Annotated in this window: 25 protein-coding genes; 22 read left to right on the forward strand and 3 right to left on the reverse strand. The window is 33.5% G+C overall.

The features are described 5' to 3' along the window. Window position 1: 1 nt before the first annotated feature. Complete coding sequence (locus ACMGE9_RS11375) at window positions 2-136, reverse strand: YqzM family protein (protein ID WP_414042882.1); 135 nt, start codon at window positions 134-136, stop codon at window positions 2-4. Window positions 137-230: 94 nt separating this feature from the next. On the opposite strand from ACMGE9_RS11375, the gene holA reads away from it, so the two are divergent. Next, window positions 231-1,202 (forward strand): DNA polymerase III subunit delta, encoded by a 972-nt coding sequence (gene holA / locus ACMGE9_RS11380; protein ID WP_414044498.1) that lies wholly within the window; start codon window positions 231-233, stop codon window positions 1,200-1,202. Window positions 1,203-1,256: 54 nt separating this feature from the next. Here the strand turns inward: holA and rpsT are convergent, their stop codons facing one another. Continuing rightward, on the reverse strand, window positions 1,257-1,505 hold the full coding sequence (gene rpsT, locus ACMGE9_RS11385) for a 30S ribosomal protein S20 (protein WP_414042883.1): 249 nt from the start codon (window positions 1,503-1,505) through the stop codon (window positions 1,257-1,259). A gap of 175 nt (window positions 1,506-1,680) precedes the next feature. On the opposite strand from rpsT, the gene lepA reads away from it, so the two are divergent. From lepA to recO, 20 genes are all read left to right on the forward strand, one after another. Beyond that, entirely contained in the window at window positions 1,681-3,504 is a 1,824-nt protein-coding gene (gene lepA / locus ACMGE9_RS11390) for a translation elongation factor 4 (RefSeq protein WP_414042884.1), read from the forward strand. Between the two features lie 59 nt (window positions 3,505-3,563). Beyond that, window positions 3,564-4,679, forward strand: coding sequence for a radical SAM family heme chaperone HemW (gene hemW / locus ACMGE9_RS11395; RefSeq protein WP_414042885.1), 1,116 nt, complete (start codon window positions 3,564-3,566; stop codon window positions 4,677-4,679). Window positions 4,680-4,803: 124 nt separating this feature from the next. Continuing rightward, a complete protein-coding gene (gene hrcA, locus ACMGE9_RS11400; RefSeq protein WP_414042886.1) occupies window positions 4,804-5,751 on the forward strand; it encodes a heat-inducible transcriptional repressor HrcA in 948 nt (315 codons plus the stop codon). Between the two features lie 13 nt (window positions 5,752-5,764). Then, window positions 5,765-6,355, forward strand: a complete 591-nt coding sequence (gene grpE / locus ACMGE9_RS11405; protein WP_414042887.1) for a nucleotide exchange factor GrpE — start codon at window positions 5,765-5,767, stop codon at window positions 6,353-6,355. A gap of 55 nt (window positions 6,356-6,410) precedes the next feature. Then, window positions 6,411-8,240, forward strand: a complete 1,830-nt coding sequence (gene dnaK / locus ACMGE9_RS11410) for a molecular chaperone DnaK (protein WP_414042888.1) — start codon at window positions 6,411-6,413, stop codon at window positions 8,238-8,240. A gap of 93 nt (window positions 8,241-8,333) precedes the next feature. Next, a complete protein-coding gene (dnaJ, locus tag ACMGE9_RS11415; RefSeq protein WP_414042889.1) occupies window positions 8,334-9,452 on the forward strand; it encodes a molecular chaperone DnaJ in 1,119 nt (372 codons plus the stop codon). Between the two features lie 2 nt (window positions 9,453-9,454). Then, window positions 9,455-10,390 (forward strand): 50S ribosomal protein L11 methyltransferase, encoded by a 936-nt coding sequence (prmA, locus tag ACMGE9_RS11420; RefSeq protein WP_414042890.1) that lies wholly within the window; start codon window positions 9,455-9,457, stop codon window positions 10,388-10,390. 1 nt (window position 10,391) lies between these two features. Further along, window positions 10,392-11,129, forward strand: coding sequence for a 16S rRNA (uracil(1498)-N(3))-methyltransferase (locus ACMGE9_RS11425; RefSeq protein WP_414042891.1), 738 nt, complete (start codon window positions 10,392-10,394; stop codon window positions 11,127-11,129). 134 nt (window positions 11,130-11,263) lie between these two features. Further along, entirely contained in the window at window positions 11,264-12,619 is a 1,356-nt protein-coding gene (gene mtaB / locus ACMGE9_RS11430; RefSeq protein ID WP_414042892.1) for a tRNA (N(6)-L-threonylcarbamoyladenosine(37)-C(2))-methylthiotransferase MtaB, read from the forward strand. A 118-nt stretch (window positions 12,620-12,737) separates the two neighbouring features. Further along, window positions 12,738-12,914, forward strand: a complete 177-nt coding sequence (gene rpsU, locus ACMGE9_RS11435; protein WP_041636032.1) for a 30S ribosomal protein S21 — start codon at window positions 12,738-12,740, stop codon at window positions 12,912-12,914. Between the two features lie 184 nt (window positions 12,915-13,098). Beyond that, window positions 13,099-13,728: an NfeD family protein gene (locus tag ACMGE9_RS11440; RefSeq protein ID WP_414042893.1), complete on the forward strand. Its 630-nt coding sequence runs from the start codon at window positions 13,099-13,101 to the stop codon at window positions 13,726-13,728. Between the two features lie 24 nt (window positions 13,729-13,752). Beyond that, the gene (floA, locus tag ACMGE9_RS11445; protein ID WP_414044499.1) at window positions 13,753-14,745 is read left to right on the forward strand and encodes a flotillin-like protein FloA; all 993 of its coding nucleotides are present in this window, start codon (window positions 13,753-13,755) and stop codon (window positions 14,743-14,745) included. Between the two features lie 11 nt (window positions 14,746-14,756). Continuing rightward, window positions 14,757-15,338 carry a hypothetical protein gene (locus tag ACMGE9_RS11450; protein ID WP_414042894.1) on the forward strand — a complete coding sequence of 194 codons (582 nt, stop codon included), beginning with the start codon at window positions 14,757-14,759 and terminating at the stop codon, window positions 15,336-15,338. 79 nt (window positions 15,339-15,417) lie between these two features. After that, on the forward strand, window positions 15,418-15,846 hold the full coding sequence (locus ACMGE9_RS11455; protein ID WP_414042895.1) for a hypothetical protein: 429 nt from the start codon (window positions 15,418-15,420) through the stop codon (window positions 15,844-15,846). A 66-nt stretch (window positions 15,847-15,912) separates the two neighbouring features. After that, the gene (locus ACMGE9_RS11460; protein WP_414042896.1) at window positions 15,913-16,857 is read left to right on the forward strand and encodes a PhoH family protein; all 945 of its coding nucleotides are present in this window, start codon (window positions 15,913-15,915) and stop codon (window positions 16,855-16,857) included. Next, window positions 16,857-17,321 (forward strand): rRNA maturation RNase YbeY, encoded by a 465-nt coding sequence (gene ybeY / locus ACMGE9_RS11465; RefSeq protein WP_414042897.1) that lies wholly within the window; start codon window positions 16,857-16,859, stop codon window positions 17,319-17,321. The genes ACMGE9_RS11460 and ybeY overlap by 1 nt, the downstream gene beginning before the upstream one ends. 1 nt (window position 17,322) lies before the next feature. Beyond that, a complete protein-coding gene (locus tag ACMGE9_RS11470; RefSeq protein WP_414042898.1) occupies window positions 17,323-17,667 on the forward strand; it encodes a diacylglycerol kinase family protein in 345 nt (114 codons plus the stop codon). Between the two features lie 11 nt (window positions 17,668-17,678). After that, on the forward strand, window positions 17,679-18,092 hold the full coding sequence (cdd, locus tag ACMGE9_RS11475) for a cytidine deaminase (RefSeq protein ID WP_414042899.1): 414 nt from the start codon (window positions 17,679-17,681) through the stop codon (window positions 18,090-18,092). After that, complete coding sequence (gene era / locus ACMGE9_RS11480; RefSeq protein WP_414042900.1) at window positions 18,082-18,984, forward strand: GTPase Era; 903 nt, start codon at window positions 18,082-18,084, stop codon at window positions 18,982-18,984. Before cdd ends, era begins: the two co-directional genes overlap by 11 nt. Next, on the forward strand, window positions 18,984-19,736 hold the full coding sequence (recO, locus tag ACMGE9_RS11485) for a DNA repair protein RecO (protein ID WP_414042901.1): 753 nt from the start codon (window positions 18,984-18,986) through the stop codon (window positions 19,734-19,736). Before era ends, recO begins: the two co-directional genes overlap by 1 nt. A gap of 45 nt (window positions 19,737-19,781) precedes the next feature. Here the strand turns inward: recO and ACMGE9_RS11490 are convergent, their stop codons facing one another. Beyond that, on the reverse strand, window positions 19,782-21,170 hold the full coding sequence (locus ACMGE9_RS11490; RefSeq protein WP_414042902.1) for a glycine--tRNA ligase: 1,389 nt from the start codon (window positions 21,168-21,170) through the stop codon (window positions 19,782-19,784). 283 nt (window positions 21,171-21,453) lie between these two features. Here ACMGE9_RS11490 and ACMGE9_RS11495 point away from each other — a divergent pair, with 283 nt between their 5' ends. Further along, window positions 21,454-22,086 carry a helix-turn-helix transcriptional regulator gene (locus ACMGE9_RS11495; protein ID WP_414042903.1) on the forward strand — a complete coding sequence of 211 codons (633 nt, stop codon included), beginning with the start codon at window positions 21,454-21,456 and terminating at the stop codon, window positions 22,084-22,086. Window positions 22,087-22,092: the final 6 nt, after the last annotated feature.

Consider the following 22,092-nt stretch of genomic DNA (forward strand, 5'->3'; position numbering starts at 1 on the left):
ATTACCCAGCTACTAGGTCAAAGATTTGAGCGATAATATAAATCGTTGCAAATCCACCGAATGCGATTAAAAATGCATACCCTGAATCTTGAACATCATTGTTTTTTGATTGTGTGTTTTTTTCGAAATGATTCATTTCTAAAACCCCCTACTTTTGTATCTACTTAAGTATATGATAATGTACTAAAAAAAGCTATAATGAAATTAAGATTTTTAGGTTAGGAGTGCTCATATTGAGTCACATTTATTTAGTATACGGTAGTACGAAACCTCTAGTGGAGGATAAAGTAGATAAAATTATTTATCAATATATTGAAACACCTGACGATTTCAATTTTAGTCGTTATGATTTACAGGAAACCCCATTTGAAGTTATTACTGAAGATGCGATGACATTGCCTTTCTTAAGTGATCAAAAGGTCATAGTGATTAATAATAGTTTTATCTTTACTGGTGAAAAAATTAAAACAGCCATTGATATCGATTTAGAAAAGGTTATAACCTTTTTGGAAAAGTTTGAAGGACCTAATATCGTTATCTTTAAAGTATTACATGATAAGTTGGATGAACGTAAAAAAATTGTTAAACGTATCAAAAACTTGCATACTGTTGAAAAAATCGAGCCACTGGACGAAAATGGTATGAAACATTTAATTAAACAGAGCTTTAATCAACACTATAAAGAGATTAAGGCAGATGCACTTGATGAGATGATTCATTTAACAGGCTTAAATTATAGTAATGTCGTTAAAGAAATGGATAAGCTGATTTTGTTTGTTGGAGATAATCCGATAATAACAAAAAGAGATGTGAGCGATGTAGTAAGTCGTAGTTTAGAACAAAATGTTTTTTTATTAACAGACTATATTACAAAAGGCGACAAGCATAGAGCGATTCATTTACTAAAAGATCTAATTAATATGAAGGAAGAACCGATAAAATTATTGGCGCTGATTAGTAGTCAATATCGGTTGTATTATCAAGTGAAGATTTTATCTCAGAAAGGATTTTCGGAAGCTCAAATTGCGAAGCAAGTGAAAGTTCATCCTTACCGTGTTAAATTAGCATTACGTAAAGTGAAAGCAATGGATTTGAAAGTTATACTTAATATTATTAGGGAATGCGCCGAAACAGATTATGCATTAAAGTCAAGTTATTTAGATAAAATTTTGATTTTAGAATTATTCATTTTGAAAATTTAATACAAAAAATGAACAACAAAAAAAGCGACCCTTGGGTCGCTTTATTTATAAGAATTATTTATTACGCATAACTTGTGATTTTAAACGGTCAGCTTTGTTAGAGTGGATTAAGTTGCTTTTTGCAGCTTTATCAATCTTTTTAACAGCTACTTGTACTAATTCTGATTTATTGTCAGCGTTATTTTCGATTGCCGTTTTTGCATTTTTCACAGCAGAACGCATATCATTCTTTTGAGAAATGTTTGCTTGTTGTGCTTTATTGTTAGTTGTAACACGTTTGATTGCAGATTTAATGTTTGGCATAATGTCACCTCCTAGAAATGTCTTGCACTTAAAATAGATATTTTGATTGCAACAAGAAATATTTTATCAAATTCAGGCACTATATGCAATCTATATTTTTAAAACTAATTGAACAACGGTTTAAGAGTTGTTATAATCAAATATACGTACAATTTAAGAAAGTTGGGCAAAAGACATGAATAACGAACAGCGATTAAGTCGTCAAGAAAAAATAAGAAACTTCTCAATTATCGCACATATTGACCATGGGAAGTCGACTTTAGCAGATAGAATTTTGGAGAATACAAAAACAGTTGCAACACGTGAGATGAAATCACAATTATTAGATTCCATGGATTTAGAACGTGAGCGTGGTATTACTATTAAGTTGAATGCAGTACAATTAAATTATACAGCAAAAGATGGGGAAACTTATATTTTTCATTTAATAGATACGCCAGGGCATGTCGATTTCACTTATGAAGTATCACGTAGTTTAGCGGCATGTGAAGGAGCAATTTTAGTTGTAGATGCAGCACAAGGAATTGAAGCACAAACGTTAGCCAACGTGTATTTGGCTTTAGATAATGAATTAGAATTATTACCTGTGATAAATAAGATTGACTTACCAGCAGCAGAACCAGAACGCATACGTCAAGAAATTGAAGATGTGATAGGATTAGATGCAAGTGAAGCGGTACTTGCTTCTGCAAAAGCGAATATAGGAATTGAAGAAATTCTCGAGCAAATTGTTGAGAAGGTTCCTGCACCAATGGGGGATCCTGAAGCACCATTAAAAGCGCTAATCTTTGATAGCGCATTTGATGCTTACCGTGGAGTCATTTCATCTATACGTGTCATTGACGGTACTGTAAAAGCCGGTGATAAGATAAAAATGATGTCAACAGGTAAAACGTTTGAAGTTGTTGAAGTTGGAATAAACACACCGAAACAAATACCAGTGAGTGAATTAACAGTAGGCGATGTAGGTTATATCGTAGCGTCTATTAAGAATGTTGCGGATTCAAGTGTTGGAGATACCATTACATTAGCAGATAATCCTGCTGAAGCGCCATTACAAGGATATAAGAAAATGAATCCAATGGTGTTCTGTGGTATATACCCAATTGATACAGGGCGTTACAATGATTTACGTGAAGCATTAGAAAAGTTACAATTAAATGATGCATCTTTAGAATTCGAAGCAGAGACGTCTCAAGCGTTAGGCTTTGGTTTCCGTGTGGGATTCCTAGGTTTATTACACATGGAAATCATACAAGAACGTATTGAACGTGAATTTGGCATCGAGTTAATAGCGACAGCTCCTTCAGTTATTTACAAATGTGAAATGACAGATAATAGTGAAGTTATTGTTGATAATCCATCAAAAATGCCAGATCCACAAAAAATAGATAAAATATATGAACCATATGTTAAAGCAAGTATAATGGTACCCAATGACTACGTAGGTTCTGTTATGGAGTTATGTCAAAGGAAACGTGGGAACTTTCAAACGATGGACTATATGGATGATATTCGTGTGAATATCATTTATGAAATTCCTTTATCAGAAGTTGTCTTTGATTTCTTCGATCAATTAAAGTCGAACACAAAAGGTTATGCCTCATTTGATTATGAATTAATAGGTTATCAAGAAAGTCGTTTGGTGAAGATGGATATTTTATTAAATGGGGAAAGTGTAGATGCTTTAAGCTTTATTGTTCATAGAGATTTCGCATATGATCGTGGAAAAATTATCGTAGAAAAATTAAAAACATTAATTCCACGTCAACAATTTGAAGTACCTGTACAAGCAGCAATTGGTCAAAAAATTGTAGCACGTACAAACATAAAATCAATCGGTAAAAACGTTCTTGCAAAGTGTTACGGTGGGGATATTTCACGTAAACGTAAATTATTAGAGAAGCAAAAAGCCGGTAAAGCAAAAATGAAATCTGTTGGATCTGTAGAGATACCTCAAGATGCTTTCTTAGCTGTTTTAAAAATGGACGAAGAATAACTATTAAACACGATTGTATCTTGATAAGAGCAATCGTGTTTTCATTTGGAGGTGCAGTTTTGAGAAGTATATATATCCATATACCATTTTGTAATCGTATATGTACGTATTGTGATTTTAATAAATTTTTAATTAAGAACCAACCAGTTGATGAATATATTGATGCATTAATCAAAGAACTTGATATGATTGATGAAAAAGAAATATATACTATATTTATTGGAGGTGGCACACCTACTGCATTATCTAATAGCCAATTAGAACGATTGCTGAAGTTTGTCACTGATAAATTTGTCATCAATAGTGAATTCTCAGTAGAAGCTAATCCTGATGAATTGACGACTGAAAAAATAAAAATAATGAAACGATTTGGCGTTAATCGTTTATCTTTAGGAGTTCAAACTTTTAATAATCGCTTGTTAAAAACACTTGGTAGAACACATTTAGAAAGTGATATCAAACGTGCGGTTAATGATGCAAATCAATTAGGTATACAATCAGTAAGCATTGATTTAATGTATCACTTGCCAACGCAGACTATTGAAGAATGTCAATATGACTTAAAACAAGCAATTAAACTTAACATAAATCATATATCAAGTTATTCTTTAATATTAGAACCGAAGACTCAATTTTATAATCAATATCAAAAAGGTCTATTGCAAATCCCAGATGAAACTCTTGCGCAAGAGATGTATGAATATACAATGAATTTCTTGTCGAAACAAGGTTTCCACCAATATGAAATTTCTAATTATGCAAAAGGTGATCATGAATCATTGCACAACAAAGTATATTGGAAGAATAACGAATATTATGGTGTAGGTGCGGGGAGTCATGGATATGTTGAAGGTAAAAGATATTATAATGTGGTACCTGTACCACACTATATAAAAGCAATGGCAAATGGAAGCGCCGTAAAAGAAGTCATACCTGTTGATGAGAAAGCTTCAATGGAAGAATATATGTTTTTAGGTTTACGATTAAATGAAGGCATAAACATAATTGATTTTGAAAAGCGTTATGGTATTTCTTTTGAAGATGTGTTTGGCACTGTTAGTCAAAGTTTGCTAAATGAAAATCAAATAATATTTGAAAATAATCAAATTAAATTGACTGACAAGGGCCGTATGCGTGGTAACGACGTATTTGAAAAGTTCTTATTAACCTTGTAACTACACGGTTTTTAAGCACTTTTTTTCTTTTGAAAAAATTTAGACGTTATTTGTTGACATACTTTGACCAATTTGATAAATTATTATTAGCACTTGAGTTAATAGAGTGCTAACGAGGTGGATTATGCTAACAGATAGACAATTACATTTACTAAACGTAATTGTTGAGGATTTTGTTGATAGTGGATCACCTATCGGTTCAAAAAAATTGATTGAACAACATAATTTAAATGTAAGTCCTGCAACAATTAGAGCAGAAATGAAACGTTTAGAAGACCATGGTTTAATTGAAAAAATGCATTCTTCTAGCGGTCGTATTCCGTCTGAAGCAGGTTACAAATTTTATGTGGAATCGTTGCAAAAAGAATTTCCTTATGAAGAGCACTTTTTTACTGATCAAACAAATTTCATTGATTTTAGAATGTTAGCTAAGGACATTGCGATGGATACCCAGTATTTATCAATTGCAACGACAACAGAAATCGATAAACGATCAATTTCACAAATTCATTTGACGTATTTAACACCAACAAATTTGGTTTTAATTATTGTCTATGAAAATGGTAATGTTGAACATCAACAAATTTCATGGCAAGTACGTTTGACGAGACAAGAGATTGAGCGCATGAACAATTATTTAAACCAGAATTTACTATCAATTATTGAAGGTAATATTTATTTTGATGTAAATCAACAAGGTTTTAAGCAGTTACCCTTGACACATTTAAAGTCTGAAATTGTTAAGAAAGCACATACGATGTCACATTCTGTTTATTTTGAAGGACGTGAATACTTGTATGAAATAATTGATTCAGATAACTTGAATGCAGTGAAAGAAACTTTGAAATTTATTGATTCAGATAATCTTCCACAAATTTTAGGGAGCTTAGAATCAAATAATATTCAAGTTACTTTAGGTCAAGAAATTGATAAAAACTTAGAAGGTATTTCAATTGTGACGACGCCAATTCATTTACATAATGTGAATGGTAAGATTGCAGTTATTGGACCAACACAAATGAGTTACCGAAAAGTCTTTAATAAATTAGCAAGTATTAATCACTTGTTATAAGGAGGTAAATAACTTGTCAGAAACACACAAAGATAATAATTCAGAAGAAATTAATGAATCACAAGAAGTTGAACAAGATGTTACTGAGGAGATTGTGCCAGAAGCACCTTTAGAGGCAACTGATGAAAGGGAAACAAAAGAAGAGACAGAAGAAATAGACGAATTAACTGAAACAAAAAATGCATTAAATAAAGCTGAAGAGAAATATTTAAGACTTTACGCTGAATTTGAAAACTATAAAAAGCGCACACGTGCTGAACTTGATACAGAACGAACATATCGTTCTCAAAGTGTATTACGTGATATATTACCAGCAATTGATAACATAGAACGTGCATTAGCACAAAAAGGTGAAAGTGAAGAATTTAAGTCACTTCATAAAGGTGTAGAAATGGTATATGAAAGTTTACTCAATTCTTTAAAAGAAAATGGATTAGAAGTAATTGATGCGCAAAATCAACCATTTGATCCTACTTTACACCAAGCAGTAATGAAGGACAATGTTGAAGAAAAAGATTCTGGCATCGTGTTAGAAGAACTTCAAAAAGGTTATAAATTAAAAGAACGTGTATTAAGAGCATCTATGGTTAAAGTAAACGAGTAATCACTGAAAGTAATATTTTATTAAATATTTTCTAAAATAATGGAGGAATTATATAATGAGTAAAGTAATTGGTATTGACTTAGGAACAACAAATTCATGTGTATCTGTTTTAGAAGGCGGTGAACCTAAAGTAATCGCAAACCCAGAAGGTAATCGTACTACTCCATCTGTAGTTGCATTTAAAAATGGTGAAGTACAAGTCGGTGAAGTTGCTAAACGTCAAGCAATCACAAACCCAAACACTATTATTTCTATTAAACGTCATATGGGTACAAACCATAAAGAAAACATTGAAGGAAAAGAGTACTCTCCACAAGAAATTTCAGCTATGATTTTACAAAATTTAAAAGCAACAGCGGAAAGCTACCTAGGTGAAAAAGTAACGAAAGCCGTTGTAACGGTACCTGCTTACTTTAATGACGCTGAACGTCAAGCAACGAAAGATGCTGGTAAAATTGCTGGACTTGAAGTAGAACGTATAATCAACGAACCAACAGCTGCAGCTTTAGCATATGGTTTAGATAAAACAGATAAAGAACAAAAAGTATTAGTATTCGACTTAGGTGGCGGTACGTTTGACGTATCTATCTTAGAACTTGGTGACGGTGTATTTGAAGTATTATCTACTGCTGGTGACAACCGTCTTGGTGGAGATGACTTTGACCAAGTAATTATCGACTTCTTAGTAGAAGAGTTCAAAAAAGAAAATGGTTTAGACTTATCAAATGATAAAATGGCAATGCAACGTTTAAAAGATGCTGCTGAAAAAGCTAAGAAAGACTTATCAGGTGTATCTTCTACACAAATTTCATTACCGTTTATCTCAGCAGGAGAAGCTGGTCCATTACACTTAGAAGTAACTTTATCTCGTGCCAAGTTTGAAGATTTATCTCGTACTTTAGTTGAACGTACAATGGGTCCTACACGACAAGCTATGAAAGATGCTGGATTATCTAATTCAGATATCGATGAAGTATTATTAGTTGGTGGATCTACACGTATTCCAGCTGTTCAAGAAGCAATCAAAAAAGAATTAGGTAAAGAACCAAATAAAGGTGTAAACCCTGATGAAGTTGTAGCGATGGGTGCTGCAATTCAAGGTGGAGTATTAACTGGAGACGTTCAAGATATCGTATTATTAGACGTAACACCATTATCATTAGGTATTGAAACAATGGGTGGCGTTTCAACAGTATTAATCGAGCGTAATACAACAATCCCAACATCTAAATCACAAGTATTCTCTACAGCAGCTGATAACCAACCTGCAGTAGATATCCACGTATTACAAGGTGAACGTCAAATGGCAGCAGACAATAAAACATTAGGTCGCTTCCAATTAACTGATATTCCACCAGCACCACGTGGTATGCCTCAAATCGAAGTAACATTTGATATCGATAAGAATGGTATCGTTAACGTTACTGCTAAAGATTTGGGTACTCAAAAAGAACAAAAAATCACAATCCAGTCTTCATCTTCTTTAAGTGATGAAGAAATCGATCGTATGGTGAAAGATGCTGAAGCAAATGCTGAAGCAGATAAAAAACGTCGTGAAGAAGTAGATTTACGTAACGAAGCAGATCAATTAGTTTTTGCAACAGATAAAGCAATAAAAGATTTAGAAGGCAAAGTTGAAACGGCTGAAGTTGAAAAGGCTGAATCGGCTAAAGAAGATCTTAAAAAAGCATTAGAAGGAAATGATCTTGAGGATATTAAAGCTAAAAAAGATAGCTTGAACGAAATCGTGCAAGCGATGTCTATGAAGTTATATGAAGAAATGGCTGCACAACAGCAAGGTGCTGAAGGACAAGATCAAACTGCATCTGAAGATGATGTAGTAGATGCTGACTTTACTGAAGTAAAAGATGACGACAAAAAATAATAAGAAAAATTTTAAAAGTCAAAGTCAATTTATTGACTTTGGCTTTTTCTTTCAGCATATTTAACCTAAGTAGTAAGAAAGGGAGAATGAATCGTGGCGAAAAGAGATTATTATGAAGTATTAGGTTTGCAAAAGGGTGCTTCAAAAGAAGAAATTAAAAGAGCATATAAAAAACTATCAAAAAAGTTCCATCCTGATATTAATAAAGAACCTGATGCAGATGTGAAATTTAAAGAAATTGCTGAAGCATATGAAGTACTTAGTGATGATCAGAAGAAAGGGCAATATGACCAATTTGGACATGCTGGCATGGGTCAAGGTGCTGGATTTGGTGGACAAGACTTTGGTGGCTTCGGAGGATTTGAAGATATCTTCAGTTCATTCTTCGGTGGTGGAGGACGTCGTGATCCAAATGCACCACGTAAAGGTGATGATCTTCAATATCAAATGAATATATCATTTGAAGAAGCTGTATTTGGAGCTGATAAAGAAATATCAGTTAAAAAAGAAGTTGAATGTGATACGTGTAATGGAAGTGGTGCTAAACCTGGCACTGCCGTTAATACATGTAAAACGTGTCATGGTCGTGGTAATGTGCAAGTTGAACAAAATACGCCTTTTGGTCGTGTGAGAACTGAGCGACCATGCCATGATTGTGGTGGTACTGGAAAAAGTTTCGAAGAAAAATGTCATGACTGTAGTGGTACAGGTCGTTTAATTAAAACTGTAAAAATTAATGTAACTATCCCTGCAGGAGTTGATACAGGTCAACAAATCCGATTAGGTGGACAAGGTGAGCCTGGTATTAACGGGGGTCCAGCTGGTGATTTATATGTTGTGTTCAAAGTATCAAATCATGAATACTTTGAACGTGATGGCGAAGATATTTTCTATACATTAAATTTATCTATTGCACAAGCAGCGCTAGGTGATGAAGTAGAAGTTCCAACGTTAGATGGTAAAGCAATGATTACGATTCCTTCAGGAACACAAACAGGTAAACGATTTAGATTGAAAGAAAAAGGAATTCAAAATGTTCATGGCTATGGAAAAGGTGATTTATATGTCACAGTAAATGTGGTAACACCAGTAAAAATGACCAATCGTCAAGCTGAATTACTTAGAGAATTTGCTGAAATAGATGGAACAGATATTAAAGAACAGCCATCAAACTTTTTCGATAAAACAAAACGCTTCTTTAAGGGAGAATAAACATGAATTATAAAGAAATTACTTTAATGATAAACCATGAATTGGAACCGTTTATAGCTGAAATTTTAAACGAAGTTGGTGCAAATGGGATTGTAATAGAAGATAGCTTAGAACTTGAAAAAGGTCGTATTGAAACATTCGGTGAAATTTATGAATTAAATCCGGCAGATTATCCAGAGTCAGATGTGCGTGTAAAAGTATATTTTAGTGAATTAGACTTTAGTGAAGCAATTATTGAAGATATTAAACAGAAGATTAATGCATTAGAAGATGTAAGAGTGAGTCGATTAGAGTTTTCTACAAACGAAGTGCAAGAAGAAGACTGGGCGAATGAATGGAAAAATCATTTTCATGCATTTAAGGCGTCAGAACGATTTGTTGTAGTACCAAGTTGGGAAGTTTATGACAAAAAAAATGATGATGAAATTATTATCGAACTTGATCCTGGAATGGCGTTTGGTACGGGTGATCATGCAACGACATCAATGTGTTTAAGATTAATTGAAAAATACGTTTTACCGAAACAGTCCGTTATAGACGTTGGTACAGGTTCTGGTATATTAAGTATTGCAGCTCATAAGCTTGGTGCAAGTCCAATTAAAGCACTAGATTTAGATAGTGTGGCGGTACGCGTAGCTGTCGATAACTTTGATAAGAACGATTGTGCAGATAAGATTCAAGCTGAACCTGGTAATTTACTAACTGGAGAAAGCGAAAAGCGCGATGTGATTTTTGCCAATATTTTAGCCCATATTGTTGATTTAATGATTGATGACAGTTATAAATTATTAAATGACAAAGGTTTGCTGATAACTTCCGGTATTATTTTGGAAAAAGAAAGAATGATTGTAGAACATTTAGAACGTGTAGGCTATAAGATTTTAGAAATTACTCGTGAGAATGGTTGGATTGCTATCGCCGCTCGAAAAGAGGCATAATATGCAACGTTATTTTTTGAATTTAGAAGCTACTCTTAATACGCAATATATTGTTAGTGCTAAAGATGATGTACATCATATTAAGACTGTAATGCGCCTAACCATCGGAGACAAGATTATAATTAATTTTTTAAATGCTACTTATATTTGTGAAATTAGAGATGTTAGCCAAGAAATTGAGGTGACAACGATTGAACAAGTTGAATTATTCACTGAATTACCGGTTAATGTAACTATAGCAAGTGGTTTATTGAAAAATGATAAATACGAATGGATGTTACAAAAAGCAACTGAACTTGGAGCACACAGCTTTTTACCGTTTATTTCAGACCACACGATTATTAAGATTGATGATAAGAAGATGGTTAAAAAAGTTGAACGGTACCAAAAGATTATTAAAGAAGCGGCCGAACAAAGCTATCGACAAATCATTCCAGAGATTAGTGTTGTTAAAAATAGTAAAGTTTTGAGTGAATTAATCAGTCAATTTGATTTCGTATTAATTGCGTATGAAGAGTCTGCAAAAAATGGAGAAACATCTACATTACATCAAGTGATATCTGAAATTCAGCAAGGTGCTAGTCTACTTGTGATTTTTGGACCAGAAGGTGGACTTAGTCCAGAAGAAATCACTTTATTTAATGCACCGTCGATTGGATTAGGACCAAGAATACTTCGTGCCGAAACAGCGCCACTTTATTTATTAAGTGCTATTAGCTATCAATTAGAGTTATCTTAATAATTTCTTTATTTTAACAGTGTAATGGTAAATCCATTACGCTGTTTTAATATTATTCCATTGAAATTCTTAATGAATAATGTTATTTTTATATAATGTGATTTATTGAACGAAAATAAAATGAGGTGAAATAAATGTCAACCGTTGCCTTTCATACATTAGGATGTAAAGTAAACCATTATGAAACAGAAGCCATTTGGCAATTATTTAAAGAAGCAGACTATGAACGTGTGGATTTCGAAACAAATGCAGACGTTTATGTGATAAATACATGTACTGTAACAAATACTGGTGACAAAAAAAGTCGACAAGTTATTCGTCGTGCGATAAGACGAAATCCTGAAGCTGTTATTTGTGTTACAGGTTGTTATGCACAAACATCTTCAGCAGAAATTATGGATATTGCTGGTGTTGATATTGTTGTTGGTACGCAAGATCGTAATAAAATGTTGCCTTATATAGAGCAATTTAGAGCAGAACGTCATCCAATTAACGGTGTTACAAATATTATGAAGAATAGAACGTATGAAGAATTAGACGTGCCTTACTTTACAGATAGAACACGTGCTTCACTTAAAATTCAAGAAGGTTGTAATAACTTCTGTACATTTTGTATTATTCCTTGGGCACGTGGTTTAATGCGTTCAAGAGACCCTCAAGAAGTCGTAAGACAAGCCACTCAACTTGTTCAATCCGGTTATCAAGAAATCGTTTTAACAGGAATCCACACGGGTGGTTATGGGGAAGACTTAAAAGATTATAATTTAGCGCAATTATTACGGGATTTAGAAATGATTGATGGGTTAAAGCGTATCCGCATTTCTTCTATTGAAGCTAGTCAGTTAACAGATGAAGTCATTGATGTTATTGATGCGAGCAATAAAGTCGTACGTCATCTTCATATACCGTTACAATCAGGAAGTGATACTGTTTTAAAACGCATGCGTCGTAAATATACAATGGAACATTTCTCAGAACGTTTAACAAAGTTACATGCAATCATGCCTGGACTTGCCGTGACGAGTGATGTTATTGTTGGTTTCCCTGGTGAAACCGAAGAAGAATTTCAAGAAACATATGACTTTATTCAAGCACATGGTTTTTCTGAATTACATGTTTTCCCTTATTCTATGCGTACAGGTACACCAGCTGCTCGAATGACTGATCAAATTGATGAGCATGTTAAAAATGAACGTGTGCATCGCTTAATTAGTCTCTCAGATCAACTTGCAAAGGAATATGCAAGTAATTTTGAAGGTGAAGTCCTTGAAGTAATTCCTGAAGAAAAAGCAAGTACTGAAAATATGCTTGTAGGGTATACAGACAACTACTTAAAAGTAGAGTTTGAAGCAGATGAAAATCTTATCGGAGAATTAGTTAAAGTGAAGATAACTGAGGCTGGATACCCTATGAATAAAGGACAATTCGTGAAAGTTATTCCGAATCTATACAAAAAAGTGGAAGAAAAGCAGGAACTCACTGTAAATTAAAAAATCAGTGTTGACCGAAGTTATAATTTCTATTATAATATTTTAGTACATAGAAATATTTATTTAAATAATTCTATGTTTAATATGTTCCGTTGATATTTGGAGGGAGGGAAATTAAATGTCTAAAACTGTAGTTCGTAAAAACGAATCAATCGAAGATGCTTTACGTCGTTTCAAACGTACTGTTTCTAAAAATGGTACAATTCAAGAAGTTCGTAAACGTGAATTCTACGAAAAACCAAGTGTTAAACGTAAAAAGAAATCAGAAGCAGCACGTAAACGTAAATTTAAATAATAATTGCTCCCTCAAATATTATTTATAGATATGCACACCACAATTGTGGTGTGCTTTTTTGTGTCTTCTTGAACCTAAACACTTATTTGATAATATCTTCTAACCTTAAATTTACCTTAAAAGTACTTAAAATTTACAGATTAATTTTATATTTCAGTTATAATATAGATAAGGAGGTGTTTGATTGGAAATTAATATGTATGATTATGTGATATTATTGCTCATGGTCATAATGGTATCGACAGGATTATGGCAACTTTATTCACCAAGAATAGGTATTTCAGGCATCATCTGTAGTATTGCAACAATCTGTTTCTTAGGACTCAATTTATATAACAACCAAATGGAAGCTTTATCAATAATATTGTTTCTTGGTGGAATAATATTAATAGTTCTAGAACTTTTTGTTGTCGGAGCGATTCTTGGGATTTGTGGAATGGGCTGTATTATCGCAAGTTTCTTGCTCATTGGTGATAATGTAGCGAAGATGGGTGTATTTGTTGCGATTTGTTTAATTATTGCAATTGTAGAGTGGGTGATTTTAGTGAAATTTTTAAATAAAAAAATACCGATTTTCTCTCAAGTAGTCCTCCATGATTCTACAAATAAAGAGTCAGGTTACACATCACATGATGATAGAAGTTATCTCTTGAATCAAACTGCAACGACATTAACTGAGTTACGTCCTTCAGGTATAATTATTCACAATGGACAACGTATTGATGCAGTGAGTGATGGAGCCTTTATTAAACGTGAGAAAGAAGTACGTATTATTGAAGTTGAAGGTACGAGAGTTGTAGTAAGAGAAATTTAACAAATAGGAGTGAATAATATGACAATGGCAGGATTAATTACGATCGGTATAATTGCATTTGTAGTACTTATTTTATTAATGATTTTATTTTCATTTGTACCAGTTGGACTATGGATATCAGCTTTAGCTGCAGGTGTTAAAGTTGGTATTGGTACGTTAGTTGGTATGCGTCTACGTCGTGTATCACCAAGACGTGTTATTGATCCATTAATTAAAGCGCATAAAGCAGGATTACATTTAACTACAAACCAATTAGAGTCTCATTATTTAGCAGGAGGTAATGTTGATCGCGTTGTTGATGCAATTATCGCAGCACAACGTGCAGATATTAACTTACCATTCGAACGAGGTGCAGCAATCGATTTAGCGGGTCGTGACGTATTAGAAGCGGTTCAAATGTCGGTAAACCCTAAAGTAATTGAGACGCCATTTATTGCTGGTGTAGCAATGAACGGTATCGAAGTAAAAGCAAAAGCAAGAATTACAGTTCGTGCAAACATTGAACGTTTAGTCGGTGGTGCAGGTGAAGAAACTATCGTAGCTCGTGTAGGAGAAGGTATTGTCTCAACGATTGGTTCTAGCGCATCCCATACATCTGTATTAGAGAATCCAGATATGATATCACAGACAGTACTCGGTAAAGGTTTAGATAGTGGTACTGCATTTGAAATTCTATCGATTGATATTGCAGACGTTGATATAGGCAAAAATATTGGTGCAGACTTACAAACTGAACAAGCAATGGCAGATAAAAATATTGCACAAGCAAAAGCTGAAGAACGTCGTGCAATGGCTGTAGCACAAGAGCAAGAAATGAAGGCTAGAGTACAGGAAATGAGAGCGAAAGTAGTGGAAGCTGAGGCTGAAGTACCACTAGCAATGGCACAAGCATTAAAATCAGGTAATATTGGAGTTATGGATTACTATAATCTAAAAAATATTGAATCTGATACGGGAATGAGAAATTCTATTAACAAAATGACTGATCCAAGCAGTAATGAGACGCCTAAAAAATAAAGGGTGATTAGATGAATATCGGATTTATTATATTTATTATTTTTACGATTATTAGTGTTGTTTCTTCATTAATTGAGAATGCCAATAAACAAAAGGCTAAACAAGTGAAGAAACCGATGTCAACTAAGCAACAAGTAGATTCAAAAAATGTGTTCTCACAATTTCAAAAAACGATTGGTTCTTTAGAAAAAGAGTTCACAGATTTTAAGAATAATCCAGAAGCAAAGCTTAAAGAAATTGAAAAGCGTATAGAATCTGGAAATAAGTCAGTCAAAAAAGTTGAACAGGTAACAAAAAATAAAGCTGCAGAAGTCAAAGAACAAAAGCGCCCGGTTGAACGTTCAGCAGCAAAAAAAAATCAAGCATTTGAAGATAAGAAACAAGCAAAAGAAAAATTATCTTTAGCTGAACGAATTGCAAAAATTGAAGCAGACACTCATTTGTCTCCAAGACAAAAAATGAATCGAATAAATATGATTCGTATGGAGGAAGATATCGATAGCGCAAGTTCACTTGTTGAAATAACGCCAGAGAATACTTTAAAAGGAATTATATTTAGTGAGATTCTAGGACCACCAAAAGCAAGAAGATAAATAACTGTGATACGTATAATTATTTGCGTATCATAGTTATTTTTTTTGATTTTTTGATAAAATAAAAGAGGGTGATATTATGAGATATAAAAGCTGTATCAATACCTTCCAAAAATTGATGTGCGCAGTCGTTTGTTTATTAATAATTATTGCATTAATTATGAATCCTTTTATGAGTGGGATTGCTTCATTAATTATAGGTAGTGTATTACTGTTTATTTTATTGCATGAATATTATGAAATAAAAGCGCAATACTTAATGATTAAAAAGGGTCTAGAAAAGAGTAGGATTAATATTTTAGATATTGAATTATTGAATATGGTAAAAGTTAGAGAAATAATTTATGTAGAAATTTTGAGTCAAAATAATAAGATTTCAGTTAAACCAGTTGAAACGGAAGTGTTTATCCAGCATCTAATCAAAATCAATCCAAATATCAAAGTACAAAATATGATGCAGGAAATGAAAAATCCGATTAATACCTTAATAAATGAGCCTTTTCAGTAGGAATTTATTGTTTGTTTTTCAACAGTTTGATACAGTTAAATTAACGCTAATTAAAGGAGTTTTTGAATGTCGCAACTAATCCGCTTTGATAACATTAATGAAGCACAAGCAATGCTTGGAAACCAAGATGATCATTTAAAATTTATAGAAGACTCATTTGATGTAGAAATTCATACACGTGGTCAAGAATTAACGATTTATGGTGAAGATGACAAAGTCACAATTGCTGAACGTGTTGTAATGAGTTTGTTATCAGTTATCCGTAAAGGCACAACGATTTCAATGCGTGACGTACAATCAGCAGTTCAAATGGCTGAAAATGGTACATTACAATATTTAAGTGATTTATACGATGAAGAAATTACGAAAGATGCCTTTGGAAAGCCGATTCGTGCTAAGACGATGGGACAACGTCTATATGTGCGACATATTAAACATAATGATCTAGTCTTTGGTATTGGTCCAGCAGGCACAGGGAAAACGTTCTTAGCGGTTGTAATGGCTGCACAAGCCTTACGCAATGGAAAAGTGAAACGTATTGTTTTAACTCGACCTGCTGTTGAAGCTGGAGAATCTTTAGGTTTCTTACCTGGAGATTTAAAAGAAAAAGTAGATCCTTATTTAAGACCTTTATATGACGGGTTACATTTTGTTTTAGGCGCTGAGCATACAGCACGTTTAATGGAACGAGGCGTCATTGAAATTGCACCCCTTGCCTATATGCGTGGTCGTACATTAGAAGATGCTTTTGTTATTTTGGATGAAGCACAAAATACAACACATGCACAAATGAAGATGTTTTTAACACGTTTAGGATTTGGTTCAAAAATGGTTATTACAGGTGATGAAACACAAATCGACTTACCTAAAGGTGTTAAAAGTGGTTTAATTGAAGCTGTTCAAAGACTAGGGAAAGTAAGTGGCATCGAAGTACATCATTTTGATTCAGCAGATGTTGTAAGACATCCATTAGTAGGAAAAATTATTAATGCATATGAGGGTGATGAATAATGTTAACAGTAGATTTTATTGATGATGCGGAAATGATACAACCCGTACATTTAGAAGTTTTAGAAAAATTACTTCAATTTGCAGCAGATGAAGAAGGCATTGAAGAAGATGCAGAAGTTGCAGTTTCTTTTGTATCGGAAGAAGAAATTCAAAGTATTAACAAAGCTTATCGAGATAAAGATAGTGTGACGGATGTCATCAGTTTTGCATTAGAAGAAGGTGAAGATGAAGATTTTGAAATGCCTGATGCTCCGCGTGTGTTGGGTGATATCATCATTTGCGTCAAGCGTGCTGAAGAACAATCAGAAGAATATGGACATTCATTTGAACGAGAACTCGGTTTCTTAACCGTTCACGGATTATTGCATTTACTTGGATATGATCACATGAATGAAGCAGATGAAAAGAAAATGTTTGGTCGTCAAGATGAGTTACTAAATGCTTTTGGTTTAACAAGAGATTAATATGAAACGATTTATTTATCCAATACAAGGTTTTTTAACATTATTAAAAAAAGATATCAATTTTGTAATACACATAGTGATTGCTTGTCTTGTTGTTATTGCATCTTTCTATTTTCAAATTACGAAAGTAGAATGGTTATTTGTTATTATAGCAATTTTTTCGGTATTGTTTATGGAAGTGATCAATACTTCGGTTGAATTTGTAGTTGACCTCATTACAAAGGATTATCATGAATTAGCGAAACATGCAAAGGATACTGCAGCATTTGCAGTGTTACTTGCTTCGATTATGAGTTTGGTGATTGGGGTAGTCATTTTTCTTCCGTATGTATTGGCATTATTTTAGGAGGGGTATTAATGGAATTTAAAAAAGAATGGTTGGAAGGTGTGAAAGCTGCGAGAGAAAAAGCTTATACACCCTACTCAAAATTTAAAGTTGGCGCATATTTAATAGCAAAAGATGGCGTAACGTTTGATGGTTGTAATGTAGAAAATGCAGCATATGGTGATTGTATTTGTGCTGAGCGTACAGCACTCGTTTCAGCAATCGCACATGGTTATAGACCTGGTGATTTTGAAGCGTTAGTTGTAACAACAGATACTGAGAATCCATCATCGCCTTGTGGATCATGTCGCCAAGTAATAAAAGAATTATGTGATGATGAAATGCCAGTATTTTTAACGAATATTAATGGAGATGTAATTGAACGTACGGTAGATGACTTATTACCACTTGGGTTCTCAGGAAGGGACTTAGAAGATGTCAAATAATTTTAAATCAGGATTTGTAGCAATTATTGGACGCCCAAATGTTGGAAAATCAACATTTATGAATAAAGTACTAGGGCAAAAAGTTGCAATCATGTCTGACAAGGCACAAACTACAAGAAATAAAGTACAAGGAATTTTAACGACTGAACAATCTCAAATTATTTTTATCGATACACCTGGGATACATAAACCTAAACACGTATTAGGCGATTATATGATGAAAATCGCTAAAAATACTTTGCGTGAAGTTGATGCAATTCTTTTCATGGTAAACGTTGAAGAGAGTTTAGGACGTGGAGATGAATTTATTATAGATTTATTAAAATCAAACAAAACGCCAATTTTTTTAGTGTTAAATAAAATCGATAAAATTCACCCAGATCAATTGATTAAAGAAATTGAAAAATATAAAGATTTATTACCATTTGCAGAAGTTGTACCCATTTCAGCATTACAAGGTAATAATATTGATCGTTTAGTAGAAGTCATTGAAGGTTATATGCCTGAAGGGCCAATGTATTATCCTAAAGATACGATTTCAGATCACCCAGAAGAATTTATTGTAGCTGAACTGATTCGTGAGAAAGCTTTACATTTAACGAGCCAAGAAATTCCCCATGCGATTGGTGTTCAGGTAGAAAAGATGACACGTGTTTCTGAAGATCAAGTCGATATTGAAGCAACCATATATATTGAACGTGATTCTCAGAAAGGAATCATCATAGGTAAAAAAGGTTCTATGTTAAAGCAAATTGGACAGAATGCACGTAAGGATATCGAAATGTTACTGGGTTCGAAAGTTTATCTAGAGCTTTGGGTAAAAGTACAAAAAGACTGGAGAAACAAACCGAACTTTATTCGTCAAATTGGTTATAGAGAAGATGAGTATTAATGCTTAAAAAATCTGTTGGTATTGTTATCAAGAGAGTTGAATATGGTGATAATCATTTGATTATCACCTTTTTGAATGAAGCGGGTGTTAAAGTGCCAGTGATGGCAAGAAATGCTCGTAAATCAACAAAGTATGGTGCAGGTTTAGATTTGTTTTATGAAAATCTTTTTATTTTCTCTCAATTTAAAGGGATGGGGACCCTCAGTTCAGTTGATACGATTGAAAGTCATTATTCGATTCGTAGTGATATTATGCGTTTATCTTATGCACAATATATTGTTGAATTAATCGATCGAGGTTTAGATGATGATACTTCAAATCAATTAGTGTATCGATTATTGAAATTTGGATTAGCTAAAATATCACAAGGAGATAACGAAGCATTAATTGCTTTATTTGTTTCGCTTAAAATGATGCCTATCTATGGGTTTGAACCGAATTTTAAATTTAGCACTCATGATGGTGCGATGGACCATAAAGATTTTGTTGCGTATTCTTTTAAATATAATAGCGTGTTGACGAAATTTGGATTAATCGATGATCCGTATGCCATTCGTATATCGAATAAAGCATTATATATGTTATATTTGTTAGATGAAATACCACTCGAGAAAGTCAGTGGTATGAAAATAAACGATGAATTAGTGCGAGAAATGGAAATGCTTATATTTAAATTGTATGATGAATTTGTAGGAGTTTACATAAAGTCACGAAATATAATAGAGCAGTTGACAAATATGAATAAAATGTAAAAAGCACTCATGTTTTATTGGACATGAGTGCTTTTAATTGTATAATTAAAATTTAATTTTTTCATCTAAGAAAGCTTTTACTTCATTGATAGGCATACGTACTTGTTCCATTGTGTCACGGTCACGAACTGTAACTTGATTATCTTCTAATGAATCAAAGTCAAATGTGATACAGAAAGGAGTACCGATTTCATCTTGACGTCGGTAACGTTTACCGATAGATTGACTTTCATCAAAATCAATAGCAAAGTATGCACTTAATTCTTCATATACTTTCATTGCGTCTGTAGATAACTTCTTACTTAATGGTAAGATTGCAGCCTTGTATGGTGCTAATGCTGGATGGAAACGTAATACTGTTCGTTTCTCATCACCTTCTAATACTTCTTCATCATAGGCATCGCAAAGGAATGCTAATGTAACACGGTCAGCACCTAATGAAGGTTCGATAACATAAGGTACAAACTTTTCACCTGTTTCTTGATCGTGGTATTTGAAATCGTCACCAGATGCATTCATGTGTGCAGTTAAATCGAAATCTGTACGACTTGCAATTCCCCATAATTCACCCCAACCAAATGGGAACTTGTATTCAATATCAGTTGTTGCATTAGAGTAGTGCGATAATTCATCTGTATCATGGTCACGCATTTTAGTATTTTCTTCTTTGACACCTAAATCTTTTAACCATTTCGCAGCGAATTCTTTCCAATATGATTGCCACTCCATTTCAGTACCTGGTTTACAGAAGAATTCTAATTCCATTTGTTCGAATTCACGCGTACGGAAAATAAAATTACCTGGTGTGATTTCATTACGGAATGATTTACCAACTTGTGCGATACCAAATGGTAATTTTTTGCGCATAGAACGTTGAACATTTTTATAGTTTACAAAAATACCTTGTGCTGTTTCTGGACGTAAGAAGATTTCATTTGTAGATGATTCGGTAACACCTTGGAATGTTTTGAACATTAAATTGAACTGACGAATTTCAGTCCAGTTCGCTGTACCAGATTCAGGACATACTATACCTTTTTCATCGATGAATTGTTTCATTTCATCAAAGCTCATACCATCGGCGATAAAGTGCTCATCACCTTGTGCATGCATGTAATCTTCAATTAATTTATCTGCACGGTAACGAATTTTCGAATCTTTGTTATCAATCATCGGATCGTTAAAGTTTGATAAGTGACCACTGGCTTCCCAAGTTTTTGGGTTCATTAATATAGCTGCATCTAACCCTACATTATATGGTGATTGTTGTACGAATTTTTGCCACCAAGCACGTTTTATGTTATTTTTCAATTCCACACCTAATGGACCGTAATCCCAAGTGTTTGCTAAACCACCATAAATTTCACTACCGGGGAATACAAATCCACGGTGTTTTGCAAGGTTAACAATTGTTTCCATTTTGTTTTCTGTCATGTCATTTCCTCCATTTATTTTGAGTAAACAAAAAGCCCCAAGGCAAATTGATTGCCTTGGGACGAGTATATATACCCGCGGTTCCACCCAAATTAGTGTTTACTCGCTTTAATTATTTAATATGTAATGTATATCGCCAATAAATTGTTAAGCTTTCACCATCCTTAACTCGCTTAAATAGAATATAACACGAATTCCAAAAGAGCTCAATTGTTATGCTGTCCATTTGTAAAAATATTTTAAAATCGTTATAATAAAATTAAGATACTATGTCTACATTGGGGTGATTGTCATAGAACTAAATAAAAGACAAGAAAAGATTTTACAAATAGTAAAAAATAATGGCCCCATAACTGGTGAGAAGATTGCAGAAAAATTAAGTTTAACTCGTGCAACATTGCGTCCTGACCTAGCTATATTAACAATGGCTGGTTATTTAGATGCACGTCCACGTGTTGGATATTTTTATACTGGTAAATCTAGTACCCAGTTGCTATCTGAGTCCATTAAAAAATTCCGCGTGAAAGATTTTCAATCTGTGCCGATTGTTATTCATGAAGATTCAAGTACTTATGAAGCAATATGTGCGATGTTTTTAGATGATGTCGGAACGCTTTTTGTTACAAATAAGAATAATCATTTAGTTGGTGTTTGTTCAAGAAAAGATTTATTGCGTGCATCGATGGGGGGGCAAGAAATACATACTACGCCCATTCATGTTTATATGACACGAGTACCTAACGTTGCAGTGTGCTATAAAGATGATTTATTATTTTATGCTGCAAAACAAATTATTGATAAGCAAATTGATTCTATTCCAGTTGTCATTGAAAAAAACGGTCATTATGAAGTTACTGGACGTATTAGTAAAACTACAATAACGAGAGCATTTGTTTCTCTAATCGAAGACGAATAAGGAGAA

This window comes from Macrococcus animalis, from assembly GCF_047425875.1.
In the GTDB taxonomy this organism is placed as follows: Bacteria; Bacillota; Bacilli; order Staphylococcales; family Staphylococcaceae; genus Macrococcoides; species Macrococcoides animalis.